Below are 19822 nucleotides of genomic sequence, written 5' to 3'. Positions count from 1 at the left end.
ATGCGTTCCGTAAACAGAGAGAGCTGAACTTGATGCTTGGTTTGCAGAGTAATGTTGAGATCGGTGGACGCAGTAGATTCATCTTCAATACAAAGCATGGACGTCCGATTATGCCGGCGGGAGTGAACAGCTTTCTGAAAAATATTGTTAATGCCTATAATAAGAAAGAAAGCAAATTGGCAGAAGAAGAGAAGCGAGAGCCGGAGCTGATGCCTCCTATTTCATCGCATACCCTTCGCCATACGGGATGTACCAGATTAGGTGAGAACAATGTCAATCCCAAAGTTATGCAGTATGTGATGGGACATTCAGATGCGCAGATTACAATGAATGTCTACAATCATATTGCAGAGAAGTCTCATGTGGAAAATGAGATGTCAAAAATGAACCTGCCAGAAACCGTACCTGCTGTGGTATAAACCATAAGTCGTTGTCGTAAAATGTGGTAAGAAAATCAGACGAATATATTTTTCCAAGAATTTGTCGTAAAAATGTGGTCAAATCAAGAAAATCGAGTGCGAAAGCAAGTGAAAAATCCCTGTGAAGCCCGTAAAATCAAATCTTCACAAAATCTTCACAAAAAATTAGCACTCACCTCTTGACAGTGCTAATTATGTGTGTTATATTACAGCTAGAACAAAGGAAGGGAACAAGGAAATGAGAACGAGCTTGTTGCCACCGATGTTTTCACATAGATGTTAAGATAATACGAAAAGGAGAGATGACTTATGTATATGCCGAGCATTTTTAATAATAGTGTATTTGATAACTTTGATAACTGGATGGATTTTTCCTTCCCGAGCTTTAACCAGAGACTGTATGGCGCTTCCTCTTCCCAGCTGATGAAGACGGATGTCAAGGAAACCGATAAGGATTATGAAGTTTCCATCGACCTGCCGGGATTTAAGAAAGACGAACTTCAGATTGAGCTGAAAGATGGCTATCTGACCGTCAGCGGTTCGAAGGAAGTTACATCGAAAGATATGCCAGAGGAGAATCAGAAGGATGCAACGACCGCAGAAGCAGATGCTTCCAAGAAGGACGCTAAAGCCGAGCAGAAAACCGTTAAATATATCCGCCAGGAACGCTACAGCGGCAATGTAAGCAGAAGCTTCTACGTCGGCGAGAACTTGGAGGAAAAGGATATCCATGCCAAATTTGAAAATGGCACTCTGACCCTGACTTTCCCGAAAGAGCTGGAAAAGAAAGCGGTTGAAGAGAAGCATTTCGTTTCCATCGAAGGTTAATAATCAGATAGGCAGCTACGGCTCACACATTGTGTTGCCAGCAGCCAGATAGCTTCAGAAGCTGTCGCAGGGATGCGGCAGCTTCTATCATACCCAATTTTTTATCATAACCTAAATAATTGAAACTTAAATCACTGCATCTACGGAGGTGATAATCGATGGCAGAGAAAAGAGACTACTATGACATACTGGGGATAAAGCGGGACGCCAGTGCGGAGACGATCAAAAAGGCATTCCGGAAACTTGCCAAAAAGTATCACCCGGATTCCAATGCCGGTAATCCCCAGGCAGAGCAGATGTTTAAGGATGTCAACGAAGCCTATTCGATCTTAAGTGATCCAGAAAAGAAGAAACTCTACGATCGCTTCGGTCACGCCGCATTTGACCCGAACAGCGCCGCATACGGCGGAGCTGGCGGTGCCGGCGCTTCTGGAAATGGTCCATTTGGCTCCGGCTTTGGCGGTACCGGTCAGGGCGGTGCCTGGCACTATCAGAGCGGTCCGGGCGGTTATGCAGAATACCATTTTACCGGGGATGACTTGGACGATATGGGTGACATTTTTGGAGATATGTTTGGCGGCATGTTCCACGGCAAGAGTTCGGGCGGCAGTTCCCGCAGCCGACATTTCACGGGCGGTTCCGGGTTTGGCGGCTCTGGGACTCATTTTACCGGTGGTTCCAGTTTTGGCGGTTCTAGCGCTCATTTTGGCGGCGGGTCTGGCTTTGGCGGCTTCGGCGGCAGTCAGGGCTTTCACAGCGCCGATTTCCGTGAGAAAGGTTCTGACCTCACGTCCGATGTAACCATAAGCTTTGATGAAGCCGTATCCGGCTGCGAGAAGCTCATCACTCTGCAGAACCCACAGACCGGCAAGCGCCAGTCTTTACAGGTTCACATCCCAGCGGGCATCGATACAGGTAAATCTATCCGTCTGAAAGGAAAAGGCATGCCGGGAACGGGCGGCGGCGAGGCGGGCGATCTTCTTTTAAATATCACCGTCACCGCGAAACCGGGATGGGAGCGCAAGGAGATGGATGTTTACTCGACCGTCCGCATTCCGTTTACCACCGCAGTCTTCGGCGGTGAGGCGCTGGTTTCCACCCTGTACGGCAATGTCCTGTGCAAGATCGCAGCCGGGACGCAGTCGGGAACCAAGATTAAATTAAAGGGAAAAGGCATTGTTTCCATGAAGAATCCGTCCATCCATGGCAATCAGTACGTGACGGTCCAGATCGATGTCCCGAACCATCTGACCCCCGAGGCAGAACAGAAACTTCGCGAATTTGAACACGCCTGCGGACTGAACAAAAACAGTCAGGGCGGACCCAACGGCAGGAGCGCAGCTTGATGGCTCCTGCCGTTTTTTTACTGAACGTCTGTAAAGCCAAAAATATCATAGAATTTTCACCCTATTATTTTCATATATATGGTTATGATTTTCATAAATATGATATTTTAATTGTAGGAAATCCACAATTTCATCGTTTTTTAATTGTCATGAAATTACTGCAGCTATATATTCGACATTCTTTCACACTTTATGCCTATCTTTCTTATCTATTTTATCTGTTTTTACCTCACTTTCGTTTCTTTTTTTAGATATTTTGCAATAAATACCTTGTGTTTTTCGCTCGTTTTATGTTATAGTAAACACATAATTGCATCGAAAAATATAACGCATTTTATTTCACATTTATGAAAGGAGTTTATACTTTATGAGCAGACTCGTTATACCTACTAACAGCGAGGCTCAGAATGTCGTAGAGGGGCTTTACAAGGATCTGGAACGGCGCATCATCGCCAGCCCGCCAGGTCTTTGTCCTGTCGACCTGACCGCTGCATTTTTAAAAATGTGCCATGCACAGACCTGCGGCAAATGCGTTCCCTGCCGAATCGGTCTCGCGCAGCTCTCCAATCTTCTGGAAGACATCCTAAACGGAAAAGGAACCATGAAGCATTTAACCATGCTGGAGGAAACAGCCCGTGTCATCGAAAGCACGGCTGACTGTGCCATCGGCTATACCGCTGCCCAGATGGTTTTAAAAGGACTGGACGGCTTCAAAGAGGATTTTATGGAACATATCTTACACAACCGCTGCCGCAGTAATCTTGATCAGCCGGTTCCCTGTGTGGCTCTGTGCCCGGCCGGAGTTGATATTCCGGGTTACATCGCCCTGACCGGTGAAGGACGCTATGCCGATGCAGTCCGCCTGATCCGCAAGGATAACCCATTCCCAACCGCCTGTGCGCTGGTATGCGAACATCCATGTGAGTCCCGCTGCCGCCGCAACATGCTGGATAATTCTATCAATATCCGCGGTATCAAACGTGTAGCTGTGGATATGGCAGGATATGTACCGGCACCGGTCTGTCCAACCTCCACCGGCAAGCGCATCGCGATCATCGGCGGCGGTCCCAGCGGCCTGAGCGCTGCTTATTATCTGCAGCTGATGGGACATCAGACCACTGTATTTGAAAAACGCAAGAAACTCGGCGGCATGCTGCTGTACGGAATTCCAAGCTACCGCCTGCCACGAGAGCGCCTGCAGGATGATATCAATGTCATTCTGGAAACCGGTGTGGAAGTCCGTCTTGAAACTTCGGTCGGAAACGATCCAGGACAGCTGTCTCTGGATGAACTCCGCAAAGAATATGATGCTATCTACATCGCCATCGGCGCTCATAGTGATAAAAAGATTGGTATTGAGGGAGAAGATGCCGGCGGTGTTATCTCCGCTGTCGAATTCTTACGTGCTATCGGCGACGGCAAATATCCGGATCTTACCGGAAAGAAGGTCTGCGTCATCGGCGGCGGCAACGTAGCCATGGACGTAGCCCGTTCCTCTGTCCGCCTGGGTGCAGACAAGGTGGCAGTTGCCTACAGACGCCGCAAAGCTGATATGACAGCTCTTCCGGAAGAGGTTGAAAGTGCCATGGCTGAAGGCGTAGAGATCATGGAACTTTACGCACCGGAGCGGATTGAAGCAGACGAGGACGGCCAGGTAAAAGCTCTCTGGGTAAGCCAGCAGATGCCGGGAGAAATCCGCGGCGGACGTCCTTCACCGAAGGCTATCGGCACCGACTCTATCCCGGTTGAATGTGATATCGTCATCGCAGCTGTGGGTCAGGGCATCGAAAGCCGCTACTTCGTAGAACAGGGAATCGACGCCAAATGGGGTGTGATCCAGGCAACCGGATGGACCTCCATCCAGAATATGCCGGGTATCTTCGCCGGAGGCGACTGTGCAACTGGACCGGCAACCGTGATCCGTGCAATCGCTGCCGGCAAGGTAGCCGCAGCCAACATCGACCAGTATCTCGGCTACAACCACGAGATTACCTGCGATGTAAAGATTCCGGAACCGGATCTCTCCGACCGTACTCCTTGCGGACGTGTCAACCTGATAGAGCGTCCTGCCGGAGAACGCAAATGTGACTTTACACTTACCGAATGCGGCATGAGCCTCAAAGAGGCTGGTCAGGAAGCCAGACGCTGCCTGCGCTGTGATCACTTCGGTTATGGAAACTTCAAAGGAGGGCGGACCACATCATGGTAAATACGAATCTTGTATCCATCAAAATTAATAATATACCGCTGCAGGTTCCTGCCGGAACCCGGATTCTGGACGCCTGCCGCGACAACGGTTTTCACGTTCCCTATCTTTGCTATCTGAAAGATATCAACGAGATCGGTGCCTGCCGCGTCTGCGTTGTAGAAGTGAAGGGAATCCACCATCTCGTTACCTCCTGCAACAACCAGGTTCAGGAAGGTATGGAGATCCTCACAAACTCACCGCGGGTCCGCGAAGCCCGCAAGATCAACGTGGAACTGCTTCTTTCCCAGCATCACACCAACTGTCCCACCTGTGTGCGCAGTTCCAACTGTGAATTAAAGCAGGTAGCAAGTGATCTGAACCTGACCGTTGACCGTTATAAAAACGAATATCCGGAAATGATCTGGACTTCTACTTTCCCGCTGATCCGCGATGCAGGAAAATGTATCAAATGTATGCGCTGCGTTCAGATCTGCGACAAGATCCAGACCCTAAACATCTGGGATGTATCCGGAACCGGTTCCCATACAACCGTCGATGTTTCCCACAATCTGGAAATCAAAGAATCCGACTGTTCTCTCTGCGGACAGTGCGTTACCCACTGCCCGACGGCCGCGCTTCAGGAGCGGGATGATGTGGAAGCCATCAATGGTATCCACGGTGAACTTGCAAATGATGACAAGGTAACCGTAGCAGTTGTCGCTCCGGCTGTCCGGGCCGCATGGGGTGAAGAATTTGGTCTTTCCCCGGAATTTGCTACTGACAGACGTTTAGTATCCACTTTAAAATCCGTTGGATTTGACTATGTATTCGATGTTGACTTTGCAGCCGATCTGACCATCATGGAGGAAAGCAACGAGCTTTTAGCCCGCTTACAGCAGCCGGATAAATACAGCTGGCCAATGTTTACCTCCTGCTGCCCTGGCTGGGTCAGCTTTGCAAAGAGCCAGTATCCGGAGCTTCTGCCGCAGCTTTCCACTGCCAAGTCCCCGCAGCAGATGTTCGGTGCTGTCATCAAAACTTATTTTGCACAGAAAAAAGGCATTGCACCGGAAAATATCACCTGTGTTTCCATCATGCCGTGTATGTCCAAGAAGCGCGAACTGACTCTTCCGGGCATGGACAGCGCCGGAACCGGACAGGATATTGATTATGTTCTGACCACCCGTGAGATATGCCGTCTCATCAAGGCCGATCACATCGATGTATCCAGACTTCCGGAGTGCGATTTTGACGATCCTCTCGGTGAAGCAACCGGAGCTGGTGTGATCTTCGGTGCCAGCGGTGGTGTACTGGAAGCAGCGCTTCGTACCGCTTACCACACCGTAACCGGTGAAAATCCGGAGATCGGCGAACAGAGTCCGCTGAAGGTTCTGCGCCAGATCGGTTCCTTTAAGGAACTGGAAATCGATATCAAGGGTGTGAAACTGCACTGTGCAGCACTCAGCAGCCTAGGAGAGGCCAGACGCCTCATTCAGGCGATGAAACGCGGCGAATGCCACTATGATTTCGTTGAAGTCATGGCATGTCCGGGCGGCTGTATCAACGGCGGCGGCCAGCCGATCCGCCCATCCTTCCAGAATAAGCCGAAGGACTGCGCAGACCGCGACCAGTGCCTGCGCGGCTACGACGCCCGCAGCGCCATCCGGTTCAGCCATGAAAACCAGGCCGTTCAGACACTGTATGACGAGTATCTTGAAGCTCCGTTATCCGATCGTGCACATCATCTGCTGCATGTGGAGGAATATTAATATATCCAAACGGTCACATAACAAAACCCCAGAGAGTTGCCACTCTCTGGGGTTTTGTGTCATTCACAGATGACCAATCTGAGGCTAGTTACCAACTATTTACTCTATCTTTTCTTTTAGCCTCTCAGCCTCTCTTCAATCTCCTCCATCTCCGGAATTGCCGAGATTCCGCCGCGGCGTTCGACGCACAGGCTTGCCACCGCGTTGCCGACCCTGCCAAACTGAATCATCTGCGCCCGGGTCAGGTGTTCCGGCGAGGTTTCTTCCTGCAGATAGGAGGCGAGAAAACCTCCCCAGAAGGAATCACCAGCGCCGGTTGTATCGACCGCATGGGAGGAAAAGCCCTCTGCTTTTATGATTCCATTTTCATTGCCGATCAGGGCGCCATCTCTTCCGAGCGTCACTGCCACCAGGTGCACTCCCTGACGGAGCAGATACTGAATCGCTTCCTCTGGGTCCTGATACGGGGTCAGAAGCGAGGTTTCTTCATCCGAAATCTTCATCATATCTACATAGGGAATCAGCGACTGCATCCGAAGCTGTGCGGTCTCCGGATCACTCCAGAGCGCCGCCCGGTAGTTCGGATCGTAGGAAATCACCGCACCGCTGTTTCTAGCAATATTGATCGCCTCATATGTTGCCGTCCGGGATGGATCATCGGTCAGCGACAGGGAACCGACATGAAATACTCTCGTATTTTCCAGGATCTCCGGATCGATCTCTTTCATGCACAGATTCGTATCTGCCCCCGGCTTCCTCGCAAAGGCAAATTCGCGCTCCCCGTTTTCTTTCAGGCTTACAAATGCAAGCGTGGTAAAATACTTCTCATCCTGAATCAGGTTGTCCGTATTGATACCTGCCCGGATCAGGGTTTCCTTCAGGAAATCACCGTGCATATCCTTACCTACCTTGCCAATAAATGCTGTCTTCCTTCCAAATTTCGCAGCAGCCGCCAGCAGATTGGCCGGCGCACCTCCCGGATTCTGCTCAAACAGACGCATTCCCTGCTGTGAAACGCCTGCTGGAGTAAAATCGATCAGAAGCTCTCCCAGCGCTGTGATGTCTGTTTTTATTCTCATACGAATCATCCTCCGTATTACAAGTTATATCAATGGTGCCGCCATCCAGCCCTCTCACAGGCGGACAGCCACATCCATTCGTCTCTCACAAGGAATTTTACTTCCGAATCGCGATATTTGCAAATTCTACTTTCGCGTCCTGCGCCAGCAGACCGATCTCGTACTCCGGTTTCCGGAAAATACGATAGGTAAATGCCACCTGCTCGCCCACGAACACCTCAACCATATCATGATCGACCGAAATCTTTACATCAATTGCCTGTCCATCTTTAATCTCAAAGGTCTTCTCAGCCACCCGAACGCCATCCGGTCCAGGTTCGGTTGCCTTCGGAACCGCCTGGCAGGACTGCTCCCAAAACGGGTCAACTCCCATCGGCAGGGACAGAAGGGACACTCGCTGCATCGCCACATCAAACTCTAAGAACAGGCAGCCGCTTGCCTCCCAGTCGGATTTCAACAGGATTCCGAAGGAATCATTCGCTTCTTTCGGGATCACCGTGCCGGTAAACAGGAACTTTTCTTCCGGCTGCTCCAGGAAACCATACGAGGTTGTCCCGCATCCATCCAGCTCAACCGTTGTATCTCCATACAGCTTATATTCTCCCATGACCGGAAGGTATTTCCAGTCAACTTTCTCTTTAAAGCAGTTTACATACTCTTCCGGAAGCTTCACATCCAGCTGTCCGTCTGACGTTGCAACGACCTCATGCGGAATACAGAACGTGCCGCCCCAGTACCACTCGCCGCGGTCGCTGTTTTCTGCACGGTCATGCTCCCAGGCAAAGTAGAAACGGCGCCCGTTGTCATCCTGCATGGATTTAGCTGCGTAGAAGCGGCGTCCGCCGATGCCGTCTTTCTTCGGCTTTTTCCACGGTCCAAACGGAGATTTGGAAGTGCGGTAAATCGTGTTGCCAAACTCGGAAAAGCGGGAATAGGAAAGATACCAGGTATCGCCTATCTTGTACATCTCGCTGCATTCCGGGCAATTCGTATTGCCTGCCGAATACAACGGACCATAATACTCCCAGTTTACCAGATCTTTCGAGCGGTACAGGACGATACAGCCGCGTCTTGTCACCGGCATATCAAGCCGTCTCGCCGAGATCAGAATCCAATAGCATTTATCTTCCTCATTATAAAATACATACGGATCGCGCCAGTCCAGCTTTTCATATAACTCTATCATCGGCGTGATAACCGGGTTTGCCGCGTCCTTCGTCCAGGTGATACCATCCTCGCTCGTCGCATGGCAGATCGTCTGCTGATATTCTGCCGTCAGGCAGTAACCCGTATAGAATGCATGATATTTTCCTTCGCCATAGATAACCGAGCCCGTCCACACGCCGGACGCATCCGGCTCATCGCCCTCGCCCGGATACAGTGCTGTCGGCAGCTCCTCCCAGTGTACCAGATCCTCCGAAACAGAGTGGCTCCAGGTAGTACGCAGTCTCGCCGGATATACCGTGGTTCCTGGCGGGGATGTCAGTGAAAAAATATGATATTTACCTTCATGATAAAACGGAATCGCGTCACCGGTTGAATCCGCAAATGACATTTTTCTGAAAAAGTCCATATCTGCTCTCCTTCTCTATCAAAAAAACTGTTACAATTCAGCTATGACATCTTCTCGTTTCCATATTCATGAAAACAAGAAGCGCGGTGGGTCCAGCATGGCTGAACTGTAATAAAAAATTATTTCTTCTTTCTTAAAAGTGCCAGATTTCCTTTCTGGGAATCCAGTACAACCGCGCAGGCAATGATCAGACCTTTTACAATCAGCTGCCAGTAGGAGCTGACACCGATCAGATTCAGACCATTGGAAATAATACCGATTACCATCGCACCGAATACTGTGCCGCTGATACGTCCGCGTCCGCCTGCCATAGAGGTTCCGCCGAGGACGCAGGCTGCGATCGCATCCATCTCATAGCCACTTCCGACGGACGGCTGTCCGGAATACATTCTCGATGCCAGAACCAGACCTGCAAACGCCGCCAGGGCGCCCGACAATGTAAACACGATGATCTCCACTTTCTTGATCGGAACACCAGAGAGACGCGCCGCCTCACGGTTTCCGCCGATTGCATACACATAAGTACCAAATTTTGTTTTAGAAAGCAGAAAACTAAATACGATAATTAAAATAACCATATAGACAACCGGCAGCGGAATAATGTTAAACAGATAACCCGTTCCGATTGCAATGAAAAATTTATCCGTAATACGGGTGGACTGTCCGCCCGAATATACATACGCAATACCGTTGCAGACATTCATCATTGCCATCGTAATGATAAATGCCGGAACACGGAATTTCGATACAACCATACCATCAATCAGACCAGCCACAACGCCGATGATGATGCCAGCCGCAATCGCCACGCCAATCGGAAGTCCCTGATTGACTACAAATCCTACGGTCAGAGTTCCACTCATCGCTACGATCGCGCCAACTGCCAGATCAATGTGTCCGAGAATGATAATCAATGTCATTCCCAGTGCAATGTATGTATTAATGGAAATCTGTCTGAGCACTGAAATAATATTGCTCGGTGTCAAAAATTTATCCGTTGCCAGTGCGACTACCACACATAAGATAACCAGCACTCCAATAATTCCTGTATTTCCGGTAAATACCGAGAGTACCGAATTGCCTGCTGTACTTTTCTTTCCGTTCATCACTCTTCGCCTCCTGCTGCATACTGCATGATTTTCTCCTGATCCAGTTCTTCTCTTCCGAGCATTCCCGTCATTCTTCCCGCCTTGATGACACATACGTTATCGCACATATTGATGATCTCCGGCAGCTCGCTGGATACCATGATAACGGCGATACCCGCCTTCGCCAGCTCATTAATAACGGAATAAATCTCAAACTTCGCATTGACATCGACGCCTCTCGTAGGCTCGTCCAGAATCAGGACATCCGGCTTGATTGCCAGCCATTTTCCAAGGACAATCTTCTGCTGGTTTCCGCCGGAAAGGCTTCCTGCTTCCACCAGTTCCACCCGGTCTGCCACTGCTTTGATATGAAGCTTTTCTTTATAATAATCAATCACTTCCTGACATTTCCGGTCGCTGATGGCAATTCCGTTAATATAAGAGTCAATCGATGCCAGCGTGAGGTTAAAACCGACCGTATTGCCAAGGACAAGTCCCTGTTTTTTCCGATCCTCCGGCACCAGTCCGATGCCCGCCTTGATTGCCTGGATCGGTGTCGTGAAGCGGACTTCCTTTCCATTTAAAAGAATGGTTCCGCTCTGGTATTTTCTGGCTCCAAAGATACATTCCATGATCTCGCTTCGTCCGGCTCCGACCAGACCCGCAAATCCCAGGATCTCTCCCTTTCTTACCCGGAAGCTGATATCTGAAAACACACCCTCACAGGTTAAATTCTTCACTTCCAATGCCGTTTCTGCATGTTCCAGATCGTTGTAATCTCTGGCATAGAAGCTCTCTAACTCCCGTCCTACCATCATGGCTACCAGCTCGTTTGCATTCGTCTCCGATGTCTTTTTCGTTCCCACATAGGCGCCATCGCGGATGATGGTAACCCGATCCGAGATTCGGAACAGTTCTTCCATACGGTGGGAAATATATATAATGCTTACCTGTTTTGCTTTTAATCTCTCAATGATTCCAAATAACTGTTCTACCTCGTCATTGGAAAGGGAGGACGTCGGCTCGTCCATGACGATGATCCGTCCGTCGAAGGATACCGCCTTTACAATCTCAACCATCTGCTGCTGGGCGATCGTCAAAGATTCTACCAGCGTATCCGGGTGGATATTGACCCCGAGGTTTGCCAGCATCTCGCCTGCCCGGCGGTTCGTTTCCCGCATATCCACGGTGCCGAATTTCGTCTTGATTTCCCGTCCCAGGAACAGGTTCTGCGCGACCGTCAGATACGGAACCAGGACGATCTCCTGATGTATGATTCCGATTCCTTTCTCCTGGGCGTCCGAAACACCATTTATCTCAACTTCCTGACCATTAATCTTGATTGTTCCGCTGTCCGGTTTATAAATTCCTCCAAGGACCTTGATAAGCGTTGATTTACCCGCTCCATTTTCTCCCAGAAGCGCATGAACCTCGCCCATTTCCAGGGAAAAATTGATCCCTGACAATGCATAGATCCCGGAAAAACTTTTCTTGATATCTATCATTTCCAGAATTGTTTTTCCCATAGAACCCTCCGTTTTTTAGAAATGCGGCAATGAACCCCATCGCCGCATTTTCCATGTTTTATTTTATTTCACGTAACTGTTAAGCTTCCTCGCAGTTCATTACTGCCAGTCGTTCAGAGTCTTCTCTGCCTCTTCTTTCTCTACCAGATGGGAATCCAGATATACTTTCTTCTCATCGATTGCGGTATCGCCGCCTACATATTTCTCAGCTGCGTCAAATGCATATTCTGCAATCTGAAGCGGAACCTGGCATGCAACTGCGGTGAACTCGCCGTCTAAGAGTGCCTGTTTTCCATCCGGGGATGCATCGATGCTATATACACCGATCTCGCCGGTCTTGTTTGCTGCCTTGATAGCTGCTGCCGCACCCAGGGCAGACGGGTCATTGATACAGAAGAATGCTTCCAGATCCGGGTTTGCTGTGATGATATCCTCAGCCAGTCCCATCGACTGATCGAGCGCTGCACCGCCATCCTGCTGTGCTACAATCTCAAATTTATCTTTCTGATCGCCAAGACCCTCAAGAAAACCATTGACACGATCCACGCAGCTTTCATTGGACGGGAAATCCAGAACTGCAATCTTTGCGCCATCCGGATAATCTTTCGTCATCTGCTCGCCCACTAACTGACCTGCCATGTATGCGTTGGTTCCAACGAACTGTGTCACGAACTGTTCAATATCATCATCGATGACTGCGGTATCTACGTTGAAAATCGGAATGCCTGCGTCTGCAATCTCAGCCAGTCCGGAGGTAATACCTGCGGAGTCAACCGGGATAACAAACACTGCATCGTAACCGCTGTTTGCACAGTCAGATAACTGGCTGAGCTGCTTGTTTAAATCATAATCTGGATCCAGGCAGGTGTAGGAAATGCCGTTTTCCTTGCACAGCTCGCTGAGCTTTGCATCAATGGAACTCTGGAAAGTATTGTTTAAAGTATTCGTACAGAATGCAAACGATAAATCGCTGGTCTTTGCCTCAGCTTCCTGCGTATCTGCCGCTGCCTCAGAAGCATCAGCTGCCGCTGTTGTATCGGTACTGCTGGAAGAGCTGCATCCTGCCAACATTGCTGCCATCATGCAAATTGAAAGACCTGCTGCTGTAAATCTAAGACTTTTTTTCATAAATCTGATCCTCCTCTTACTTCATCACTGTTTAGTGCATTTCAAACGGATTGTTATAGTTTTCTTTTTATTTTTACGTAAAAATTTCTTTCTGAAAGGAGTCTCCCTGTCTGATATCTAGATATTACTCTATTCCATGCCCTTTCGTCAATACTCTTTTGGCATATTGCACTAATTTCAGCGATATATTCATCCTGTTTTATTGATATTTATGCACTTCTACTGTTCCTTTTAATTTTTTACGTAAATTTTGTTTATCTTATCGTTTTACCTTTATTTTTGTGCTATAATCAAAAAACAGAAACACAAAACTGCGGCAAATTCGAATCCAGCCGCACAGGAACAGCCGTACTAAGTCCGCACCAGCAAGGGGGAGTTTTATGACCATCAAAGAAATCGCAGCAAAGGCAGGCGTCTCCATCGCCACCGTTTCCCATGTTATCAACCATACGCGCTACGTCAGCCCGGAACTGGTGGATAAAATCGAAGCTATTATTGAAGAAAGTGGATATTCTGAAAAAATCAAAAAAAAGGTGCGTAAAATCCGCAGCGGACGCAGTTCGCAGATTGTCGCTGTCTTTCCAAATATCAAGAGCGCGCTCTACTGCGATCTGTGCAATCAGCTGCAGTCCTACGCGACCAGCCAGGGCTATCAGTTTTACACCGCCGCCACCAACGACAGCCCGGAAGAGGAGAAAAGCATCCTGCAAAACTTAATCTCCAGTGCCAAGACCATCGGCATCTTTCTCTCCCCGGCAAGCAGCAATCCGGCTGCCTATTCATTTCTATATGAATCCGGTATCCCGTTTGTCTGTGTCGAACGATTCATCGATGACGATGTCACACCGCGGATTCTTTTTGATTACACCAAAGCATTTCACTCCGCTACTTCCTATTTTTTTGAGAGCGGACACGAAAATGTGCTGTTTCTGGTAGAAAAAACAGACAGCCTCGCCAAACAGGACAAGATTGCCGGATATGAGCGGGCACTTCTCTCCGCTAACCATACCCTGAGCAGTTCCTGCATCGCGGAGATCAATCTGTATCAGTCCAGTGATACCATCAGCCTGAATATTCAGAAAAGCATCACCCGGTATCTCCCCACCGCCATCATCGCCGGCGGAAACAGGCTGACTATGTTTCTTCTCAAGGCGCTGCGGGAGCTGGGAAAAGACTGTCCGCGCGATATTTCCATCATCGGATTTGACGATATGCTCTGGTGCGAGCTGACCGCCCCACCGCTATCCTGCATCCACCGGGATATCGACCAGATGGCAGAACTCGCCTCGCAGGCACTCTTTGACGAGATCAACCACCTCTCCGGCGCACCTTTGACCCACTACGCAGATGTAGAGCTGATTTTGCGCGATTCCACCCGGATCATCGACAACGGACCGCTCGGTGAACACGCCGTATCTCCGGACAGCATCCGGCTCTCCAAGGAGGAAAAACAGCTTTTGCGAACCGGAAATTACCGCGTCGCCATCTCCTTCCACTGCACTGGAACTGCCTGGGCTGCCCTGCATCAGAAAGGCATCCGGGATGAACTGGAACAGTACGGAATCGATATTATTTCCACCATGGACGCCCATTTTGATCCTGCCCTCCAGAATATGCAGCTCGAAAGCATCAAAATGCAGCACCCGGACGCCGTCATCGCCATCCCCACCGACGATGTCCAGACGGGTCCGGCATTTCAGGAATTGTCCAAAATGACGCGGCTGGTCTTTTTAAGCAATGTCCCGCAGAATTTCAGCCGGAACAATTACGTCTCATGTATCTCCGTCAATGAGCGGGAAAATGGCACCAATACAGGGCGCATGATCGGCGAATACCTGAAAGAAAAACCGCACGCCAAAGTCGGCTTCATCATCCACGGCGCCATGTTTTACGGCACTACCGAGCGTGATAACTGTGCCGAAAAAATATTAAGGGAATCCTATCCCGACATTGAAATCACTGCCAGAAAGGGATTTATTCAAATTGAAAATGCCTACAAGGTATGCTATGAGATGATAAACGAGCACCCGGATATCCAGGCGCTCTATGTGAGCTGGGACCGCCCCGCCCTGCTCGCCATCAAGGCCCTGAAAGCTTTGAACCGGACAGATATTGCTGTCTTTACCACGGATCTGGATTTTGAGATTGCAGAAGAAATGAATCAAGGATTTGTAAAAGGACTCAGCACCCAGAGACCATATGACCAGGGAAAAGCGGCCGCTCTTGCAGTTGCTAAATCCCTGGTCAGTGATAACGTTCCTAAATATATTGGAGTGCAGCCCTATGTAGTTCATGAAAAACAGCTGAAACGTGCCTGGAAGGATATTTTCTTTGAGGCGCTGCCGGAAGAGTTGGGGTAAAAAAGCTCACCGCTTCAGCAGCTCCGGCGCCATCTCCTGAAACAGCTTCGCGAGCGCCATCGCCGCCCGCGAGCGGTATTTTCCAGCGGGCCAAGCGAGCGCCAGATCGAGGAAAATACCATCTTTCCCGATCCGCAGATAGCGGAACTCATCCCGCATGATGCGGCAGGAACGGTAGGTGAATGCGAGTCCGACTCCCTCCCGCGCCATCGCCGCAGCGAAGGAGGCGGAGAGGTAGGTGTCGAGTCCCAGCGGTTCCACGCCAGCCTCGCGCAGGGAGCGGCGGCCAGTCCGTCCGAGGACGGTGCTGGGCGGTCCCAGAATATACTCAAATGGTGCGGTGTCCTTTAGGTCGATCCACATCTGTTCCGGCTCCGATTCACATGGCTTCGCAAACGCCATGACCGGGTGGTCGGCGGTGGTGGCGATCATGATCTCATCCCGCATCAAGAAATCCACACCGTGTTTGATCCGAACCGGCGGCGCGGCTATCAGCGCCAGATCTAAAAGTCCCTCTAAAATCTTATTTTCCAGATCAATACTGTCCATCTCACAGATCTCCACATGAACCCGTGGATACAGGGCATGGAATTTTTTCAGGACCGGCGGCAGCAGGTAGGTTCCTCGGTAGGTACTGATGCCGAAAATGACAGTGCCGCCCTTTAAATTTTCAATATCCGAAGCCTCGCTGCGCGCCTCCTGGTACTGCTGTAAAATCTGTCTGGCATGGAAAATAAATGCCTCCCCGGCAGAGGTTGGACGGACCCCGCGGGCAGTACGGACGAAAATCGGCGTCCCCAGATCCTGTTCAAACAGGCGGACCGCCTGGCTTAAGCTCGACTGCGCCATAAACAGTTTTTCAGCTGCGCGGGAGATGCTTCCCTCGTTAGCGACGGTTACGATATAGTCTAGTTCCTTTAAATCCATGAGAATCCCCCTCACGAGATATCGGAATTTCCGATATCTGGTATAACAAATCTTGCCTTTCTCCTATAACAAAAATAGTATAAGATAAAAACAAGCAAAAATCAATGGCAGAGACTGAAGCAGCGGCTGGAAAATCGAATCGGAATCCGGCGAGGGAACACAGCTTTGAAAAAGCCTCTGTGGACGATTATAAATAGGAGGAATAAGCAAGATGAAACAGGATTTAATGAAGGGTGTTATCGACATGCACGTTCACACGAATCCAGATCTGCGTCTGCGGGCGTATGATGATTTCGAACTGATGGAGGCGGCGATCCGGGTTGGGGCACGCGCTATCGTCATCAAGACGCATCAGGGAACCACGATGGATCGGGCGTATCTGTGCAACCGCCACAACGAGATTGTACACGGGAAAACGAACAATTTTACGATGTTTGGCAGTATTACCTTAAATAAGGTAGTCGGCGGCATCAATCCGAAGGCAGTCGATGTGGCGCTTCGCCTGGGAGCAAAGGTGGTATGGCTTCCGACCCAGTCGGCGAAGAACCATATGCAGAAGATGAACCAGGATCTGAGCCAGAGCGTGGAGGTCGTAAAAGATGGAAAGATCGTGCCGGAGCTTCGTTCCGTGCTGGAACTGATCCGCGACCACAATGCGGTACTGGGAACCGCTCACATCGCACCGGAGGAGATTTTCACTGTTGTGGAAGCTGCACGGGATATGGGAGTAAAAAACATCGTTGTAACCCATCCTGAATGGTGGATTGTAGGCATGAGCCATGAGGATCAGCTTCGCCTGGTAAAGGATTATGACGTTATCTTAGAGCGCTGCTATGCACAGAACATGGGCGGCGGAAAGTATAAGAGCAATCTGGCAGACAACCTGGAACTCATCAAAGAGGTTGGCTATAAAAATGTCATGGTTGATACCGATGGCGGCCAGACAGAAAACCCGCATTGGGAGCTGGCGCTGGCAGAATATATGCAGTATCTGGTAGATCATGGAATTCCGGAAGAACACGTGTACCATATGACACACACTATTCCGGCAAAACTGTTGGGCATCGAAGAATAGGGGGACGCGTCATATGTTAAGTGCAATTTTGGTGGCATCCATTGCGGTTGCCGTTATATTGGGATATAAAACGAAAATCAATACGGGATTTTTCTGTATTGCCTTTGCATACCTGATTGGTTGTTTTGGCATGGGATTGAAAACAAAAGAACTGATTGGCTTCTGGCCGGTCAGCACCATGTTCGTCATCCTGTCAGTATCACTGTTTTACAACTTTGCAGCTGTGAATGGAACCCTTGAAAAAATGTCGGCCAGTCTTCTCTATATGTGCCGTAAGTTTCCGGGCATGCTTCCTTTTGCATTATTTTTTGTAGCAGTTGTACTTTCTGTTATGGGTGCTGCATACTTTACCGTTCTGGCATTCCTGGCACCGATTACCATCCTTATCTGTGAGGAAGCAAAGATGGACAAGCTGACCGGCGCGGTGGCGATCAACTGCGGTGCACTGGCAGGCGGAAACTTCCCCACAGCTTCGCTGGGTGTCGTATTCCGCGGTCTGATTGATACTGCTTATGAAGCAGAACCGGCATTTGAAGCAACGAATTCCTTTGTAGATGAAATGAAAATTTTTGGTTTCGCGATTGTATTTTCCCTGATTCTGATTGCAATTTTCCGTTTCGGTTTCAAGAGCAACCGCGGTATCGGAAAAGGCGTAACGTTCAATCGCCCGGAGCCGTTTGACAAGAAACAGAAAACAACCCTGCATTTAATGATTCTGATGATGGTGATTGTCCTGATATTCCCGCTCTTAAAGATGGCGGTTCCTGGCAATGAACTGATTGGAAAAATTGCCGGAAAGGTTGATGTAGGACTGGTGGCATTCTGCTTTACCATCATCGCACTGCTCTTTGATCTGGCACCGCAGAAGGAAGTGATTGCACGTGTTCCGTGGAACACCATCCTCATGATTGCCGGAGCCGGCATGCTTATCGCCGTTGCAGTTCAGGCCGGTACCATTGATGCATTATCCGCATGGATTGGTTCCAATGTTCCGACAGCCCTGATTCCGCTGGCATTCAGCTTTGTAGGCGCATTTATGAGTTTCTTCAGCTCTACGACAGGTGTTGTAGCACCGGCCCTGTTCCCGCTGATTCCGGGACTTGCGGCAGCAACCGGATTAAATCCGGCAGCACTCTTTGCCTGCACGATCCTTGGTGCACAGAGCAGTGCGATCAGCCCGTTCTCATCCGGCGGCAGCCTGATTCTTGGTTCCTGCGGAAACGAGGAAGACCGAAATCACCTGTTCAACCGCCTGCTTTTTGTGGCAGTGCCGATCAGCGTTATCTGCTGTGCGGTATATAACCTGATTGTAGCGGTTGTTCTGTAAGGGAAATTTAATTGGGAAGTTGTTTGTTCGAAAAGCTGTCAGCCTGTTCTGGCAGCTTTCGATAAAATATGAAGATTGGAAGTAACTGTTCAGTAGGTCTGCGCATTTACTGCGCGTGACTGTGAAGGTACTGAACAGTTACGATTGGGAAAATCAAGAAGGAGGATAAAGAAATGAGTCATAAAATTACAGTATTTCGCGGCGATGGTATCGGTCCGGAGTTAGTTGATAATGTGTTAAAGATTTTAAAAGCGGCAGATGCACCGCTGGAATATGAAATTTTCAATGTTGGTGAGGATGAGTGGAAACGCAACGGTGCTTTGATTCCAGAGGAAGCGTATGCTTCCTTCGAGCGCACCAAAGTACTCTTAAAATCCCCGATTACGACTCCGGTTGGAAAAGGATTCCGCTCCCTGAATGTAACACTTCGCGGACAGTATGACCTGTATGCCAATATCCGCCCGGTTAAGTCCAACGCGGCCGTAAAAACTCCATTTGAGAATGTGGATATCGTGATTTTCCGCGAAAATACAGAAGGTCTTTATGTTGGTGTAGAGGAACAGGTAAATCCGGATACAGTTCATGCAATTAAGATTGTTACAAGACAGGCAAGCGAGCGCATTATCCGCGATGCATTCGAGTATGCGAAAAAGAACGGACGCAAGAAAGTAACCTGTATTCATAAGGCAAATATCCTGAAAATGTCCGATGGCATGTTCCTTTCCATTTTCAAAGAGATTGCAAAGGAATATCCGGAGATTGAAGGTGATGATAAAATCATCGATAACACCTGCATGCAGCTTGTCATGAATCCAAACCAGTTTGATGTTATGGTAATGCAGAACCTGTACGGAGATATTCTTTCGGACCTGTGCAGCGGCCTGATCGGAGGCCTGGGACTCGTTCCATCCAGCAATATCGGTTCTGACTATGCTATGTTTGAGGCCGTACATGGCAGCGCACCGGATATTGCAGGCAAGCACCTGGCAAACCCGACCGCATTCCTTTGGTCTGCCTGCATGATGCTAGAGTACTTAGGTGAAAATGAGACCGCCGGACGCATCCGCAAGGCTGTGGATGAGGTTCTGGCAGAAGGCAAGCACCTGACAAGAGATCTGCATGGAACTGCAACCACCGAGGAATATGTGGACGCAGTAATTGCGAGACTGTAAAACTTCATACATGCACA

15 protein-coding genes are annotated in these 19822 nt (G+C 49.4%); 9 read left to right on the top strand and 6 right to left on the bottom strand.

The window, feature by feature from the left end; genetic code table 11:
- From PUQ60_RS04065 to PUQ60_RS04045, 5 genes are all read left to right on the top strand, one after another.
- On the top strand, positions 1-419 hold a 419-nt coding region (locus PUQ60_RS04065), incomplete at its 5' end, for a site-specific integrase (protein ID WP_273417097.1).
- A gap of 309 nt (positions 420-728) precedes the next feature.
- The gene (locus PUQ60_RS04060; protein WP_022360671.1) at positions 729-1247 is read left to right on the top strand and encodes an Hsp20 family protein; all 519 of its coding nucleotides are present in this window, start codon (positions 729-731) and stop codon (positions 1245-1247) included.
- 158 nt (positions 1248-1405) lie between these two features.
- Positions 1406-2593: a J domain-containing protein gene (locus tag PUQ60_RS04055; protein WP_273378755.1), complete on the top strand. Its 1188-nt coding sequence runs from the start codon at positions 1406-1408 to the stop codon at positions 2591-2593.
- A gap of 367 nt (positions 2594-2960) precedes the next feature.
- A complete protein-coding gene (locus tag PUQ60_RS04050; protein WP_273378756.1) occupies positions 2961-4802 on the top strand; it encodes an NAD(P)-binding protein in 1842 nt (613 codons plus the stop codon).
- Complete coding sequence (locus PUQ60_RS04045; RefSeq protein WP_273378759.1) at positions 4796-6550, top strand: [FeFe] hydrogenase, group A; 1755 nt, start codon at positions 4796-4798, stop codon at positions 6548-6550. Before PUQ60_RS04050 ends, PUQ60_RS04045 begins: the two co-directional genes overlap by 7 nt.
- A 116-nt stretch (positions 6551-6666) precedes the next feature.
- On the opposite strand, the gene PUQ60_RS04040 is transcribed toward PUQ60_RS04045, so the two are convergent.
- The 5 genes from PUQ60_RS04040 to PUQ60_RS04020 all read right to left on the bottom strand — a co-directional run bounded on the left by PUQ60_RS04040 (position 6667) and on the right by PUQ60_RS04020 (position 12944).
- Positions 6667-7629 (bottom strand): carbohydrate kinase, encoded by a 963-nt coding sequence (locus PUQ60_RS04040; RefSeq protein WP_022360666.1) that lies wholly within the window; start codon positions 7627-7629, stop codon positions 6667-6669.
- A 97-nt stretch (positions 7630-7726) separates the two neighbouring features.
- Positions 7727-9202: a glycoside hydrolase family 32 protein gene (locus PUQ60_RS04035; RefSeq protein WP_273378762.1), complete on the bottom strand. Its 1476-nt coding sequence runs from the start codon at positions 9200-9202 to the stop codon at positions 7727-7729.
- A gap of 119 nt (positions 9203-9321) precedes the next feature.
- Positions 9322-10308, bottom strand: a complete 987-nt coding sequence (locus PUQ60_RS04030; RefSeq protein ID WP_107001726.1) for an ABC transporter permease — start codon at positions 10306-10308, stop codon at positions 9322-9324.
- The gene (locus PUQ60_RS04025) at positions 10308-11816 is read right to left on the bottom strand and encodes a sugar ABC transporter ATP-binding protein (RefSeq protein ID WP_273378769.1); all 1509 of its coding nucleotides are present in this window, start codon (positions 11814-11816) and stop codon (positions 10308-10310) included. Before PUQ60_RS04025 ends, PUQ60_RS04030 begins: the two co-directional genes overlap by 1 nt.
- Positions 11817-11915: 99 nt before the next feature.
- A complete protein-coding gene (locus PUQ60_RS04020) occupies positions 11916-12944 on the bottom strand; it encodes a sugar ABC transporter substrate-binding protein (protein ID WP_273378771.1) in 1029 nt (342 codons plus the stop codon).
- A 380-nt stretch (positions 12945-13324) separates the two neighbouring features.
- On the opposite strand from PUQ60_RS04020, the gene PUQ60_RS04015 reads away from it, so the two are divergent.
- Entirely contained in the window at positions 13325-15304 is a 1980-nt protein-coding gene (locus PUQ60_RS04015; RefSeq protein ID WP_273378772.1) for a LacI family DNA-binding transcriptional regulator, read from the top strand.
- A gap of 6 nt (positions 15305-15310) precedes the next feature.
- Here PUQ60_RS04015 and PUQ60_RS04010 read toward each other — a convergent pair whose 3' ends face one another.
- Positions 15311-16231 (bottom strand): LysR family transcriptional regulator, encoded by a 921-nt coding sequence (locus PUQ60_RS04010; RefSeq protein ID WP_022360660.1) that lies wholly within the window; start codon positions 16229-16231, stop codon positions 15311-15313.
- 211 nt (positions 16232-16442) lie between these two features.
- Between PUQ60_RS04010 and PUQ60_RS04005 the strand changes: the two genes are divergently transcribed.
- The 3 genes from PUQ60_RS04005 (at position 16443) to PUQ60_RS03995 (ending at position 19805) form a co-directional block, all read left to right on the top strand.
- On the top strand, positions 16443-17306 hold the full coding sequence (locus tag PUQ60_RS04005; protein ID WP_022360659.1) for a DUF6282 family protein: 864 nt from the start codon (positions 16443-16445) through the stop codon (positions 17304-17306).
- A 13-nt stretch (positions 17307-17319) separates the two neighbouring features.
- Entirely contained in the window at positions 17320-18633 is a 1314-nt protein-coding gene (locus tag PUQ60_RS04000) for an SLC13 family permease (protein WP_273378776.1), read from the top strand.
- 173 nt (positions 18634-18806) lie between these two features.
- Positions 18807-19805 (top strand): isocitrate/isopropylmalate dehydrogenase family protein, encoded by a 999-nt coding sequence (locus PUQ60_RS03995; RefSeq protein ID WP_022360657.1) that lies wholly within the window; start codon positions 18807-18809, stop codon positions 19803-19805.
- The last annotated feature ends 17 nt before the right edge of the window (positions 19806-19822 follow it).

Source organism: Clostridium sp. AF02-29 (genome assembly GCF_934835585.1).
In the GTDB taxonomy this organism is placed as follows: domain Bacteria; phylum Bacillota; class Clostridia; order Lachnospirales; family Lachnospiraceae; genus Otoolea; species Otoolea fessa.
This window is presented reverse-complemented; position numbering and strand designations above follow the sequence as displayed.

What these genes read in the sequence shown, in the direction of transcription:
- PUQ60_RS04060 (WP_022360671.1), top strand. Translation starts at nt 729, where the DNA reads ATGTATATGCCGAGCATTTTTAATAATAGTGTATTTGATAACTTTGAT.
- PUQ60_RS04055 (WP_273378755.1), top strand. Translation starts at nt 1,406, where the DNA reads ATGGCAGAGAAAAGAGACTACTATGACATACTGGGGATAAAGCGGGAC.
- PUQ60_RS04050 (WP_273378756.1), top strand. Translation starts at nt 2,961, where the DNA reads ATGAGCAGACTCGTTATACCTACTAACAGCGAGGCTCAGAATGTCGTA.
- PUQ60_RS04045 (WP_273378759.1), top strand. Translation starts at nt 4,796, where the DNA reads ATGGTAAATACGAATCTTGTATCCATCAAAATTAATAATATACCGCTG.
- PUQ60_RS04040 (WP_022360666.1), bottom strand. Translation starts at nt 7,629, where the DNA reads ATGAGAATAAAAACAGACATCACAGCGCTGGGAGAGCTTCTGATCGAT.
- PUQ60_RS04035 (WP_273378762.1), bottom strand. Translation starts at nt 9,202, where the DNA reads ATGGACTTTTTCAGAAAAATGTCATTTGCGGATTCAACCGGTGACGCG.
- PUQ60_RS04030 (WP_107001726.1), bottom strand. Translation starts at nt 10,308, where the DNA reads ATGAACGGAAAGAAAAGTACAGCAGGCAATTCGGTACTCTCGGTATTT.
- PUQ60_RS04025 (WP_273378769.1), bottom strand. Translation starts at nt 11,816, where the DNA reads ATGGGAAAAACAATTCTGGAAATGATAGATATCAAGAAAAGTTTTTCC.
- PUQ60_RS04020 (WP_273378771.1), bottom strand. Translation starts at nt 12,944, where the DNA reads ATGAAAAAAAGTCTTAGATTTACAGCAGCAGGTCTTTCAATTTGCATG.
- PUQ60_RS04015 (WP_273378772.1), top strand. Translation starts at nt 13,325, where the DNA reads ATGACCATCAAAGAAATCGCAGCAAAGGCAGGCGTCTCCATCGCCACC.
- PUQ60_RS04010 (WP_022360660.1), bottom strand. Translation starts at nt 16,231, where the DNA reads ATGGATTTAAAGGAACTAGACTATATCGTAACCGTCGCTAACGAGGGA.
- PUQ60_RS04005 (WP_022360659.1), top strand. Translation starts at nt 16,443, where the DNA reads ATGAAACAGGATTTAATGAAGGGTGTTATCGACATGCACGTTCACACG.
- PUQ60_RS04000 (WP_273378776.1), top strand. Translation starts at nt 17,320, where the DNA reads ATGTTAAGTGCAATTTTGGTGGCATCCATTGCGGTTGCCGTTATATTG.
- PUQ60_RS03995 (WP_022360657.1), top strand. Translation starts at nt 18,807, where the DNA reads ATGAGTCATAAAATTACAGTATTTCGCGGCGATGGTATCGGTCCGGAG.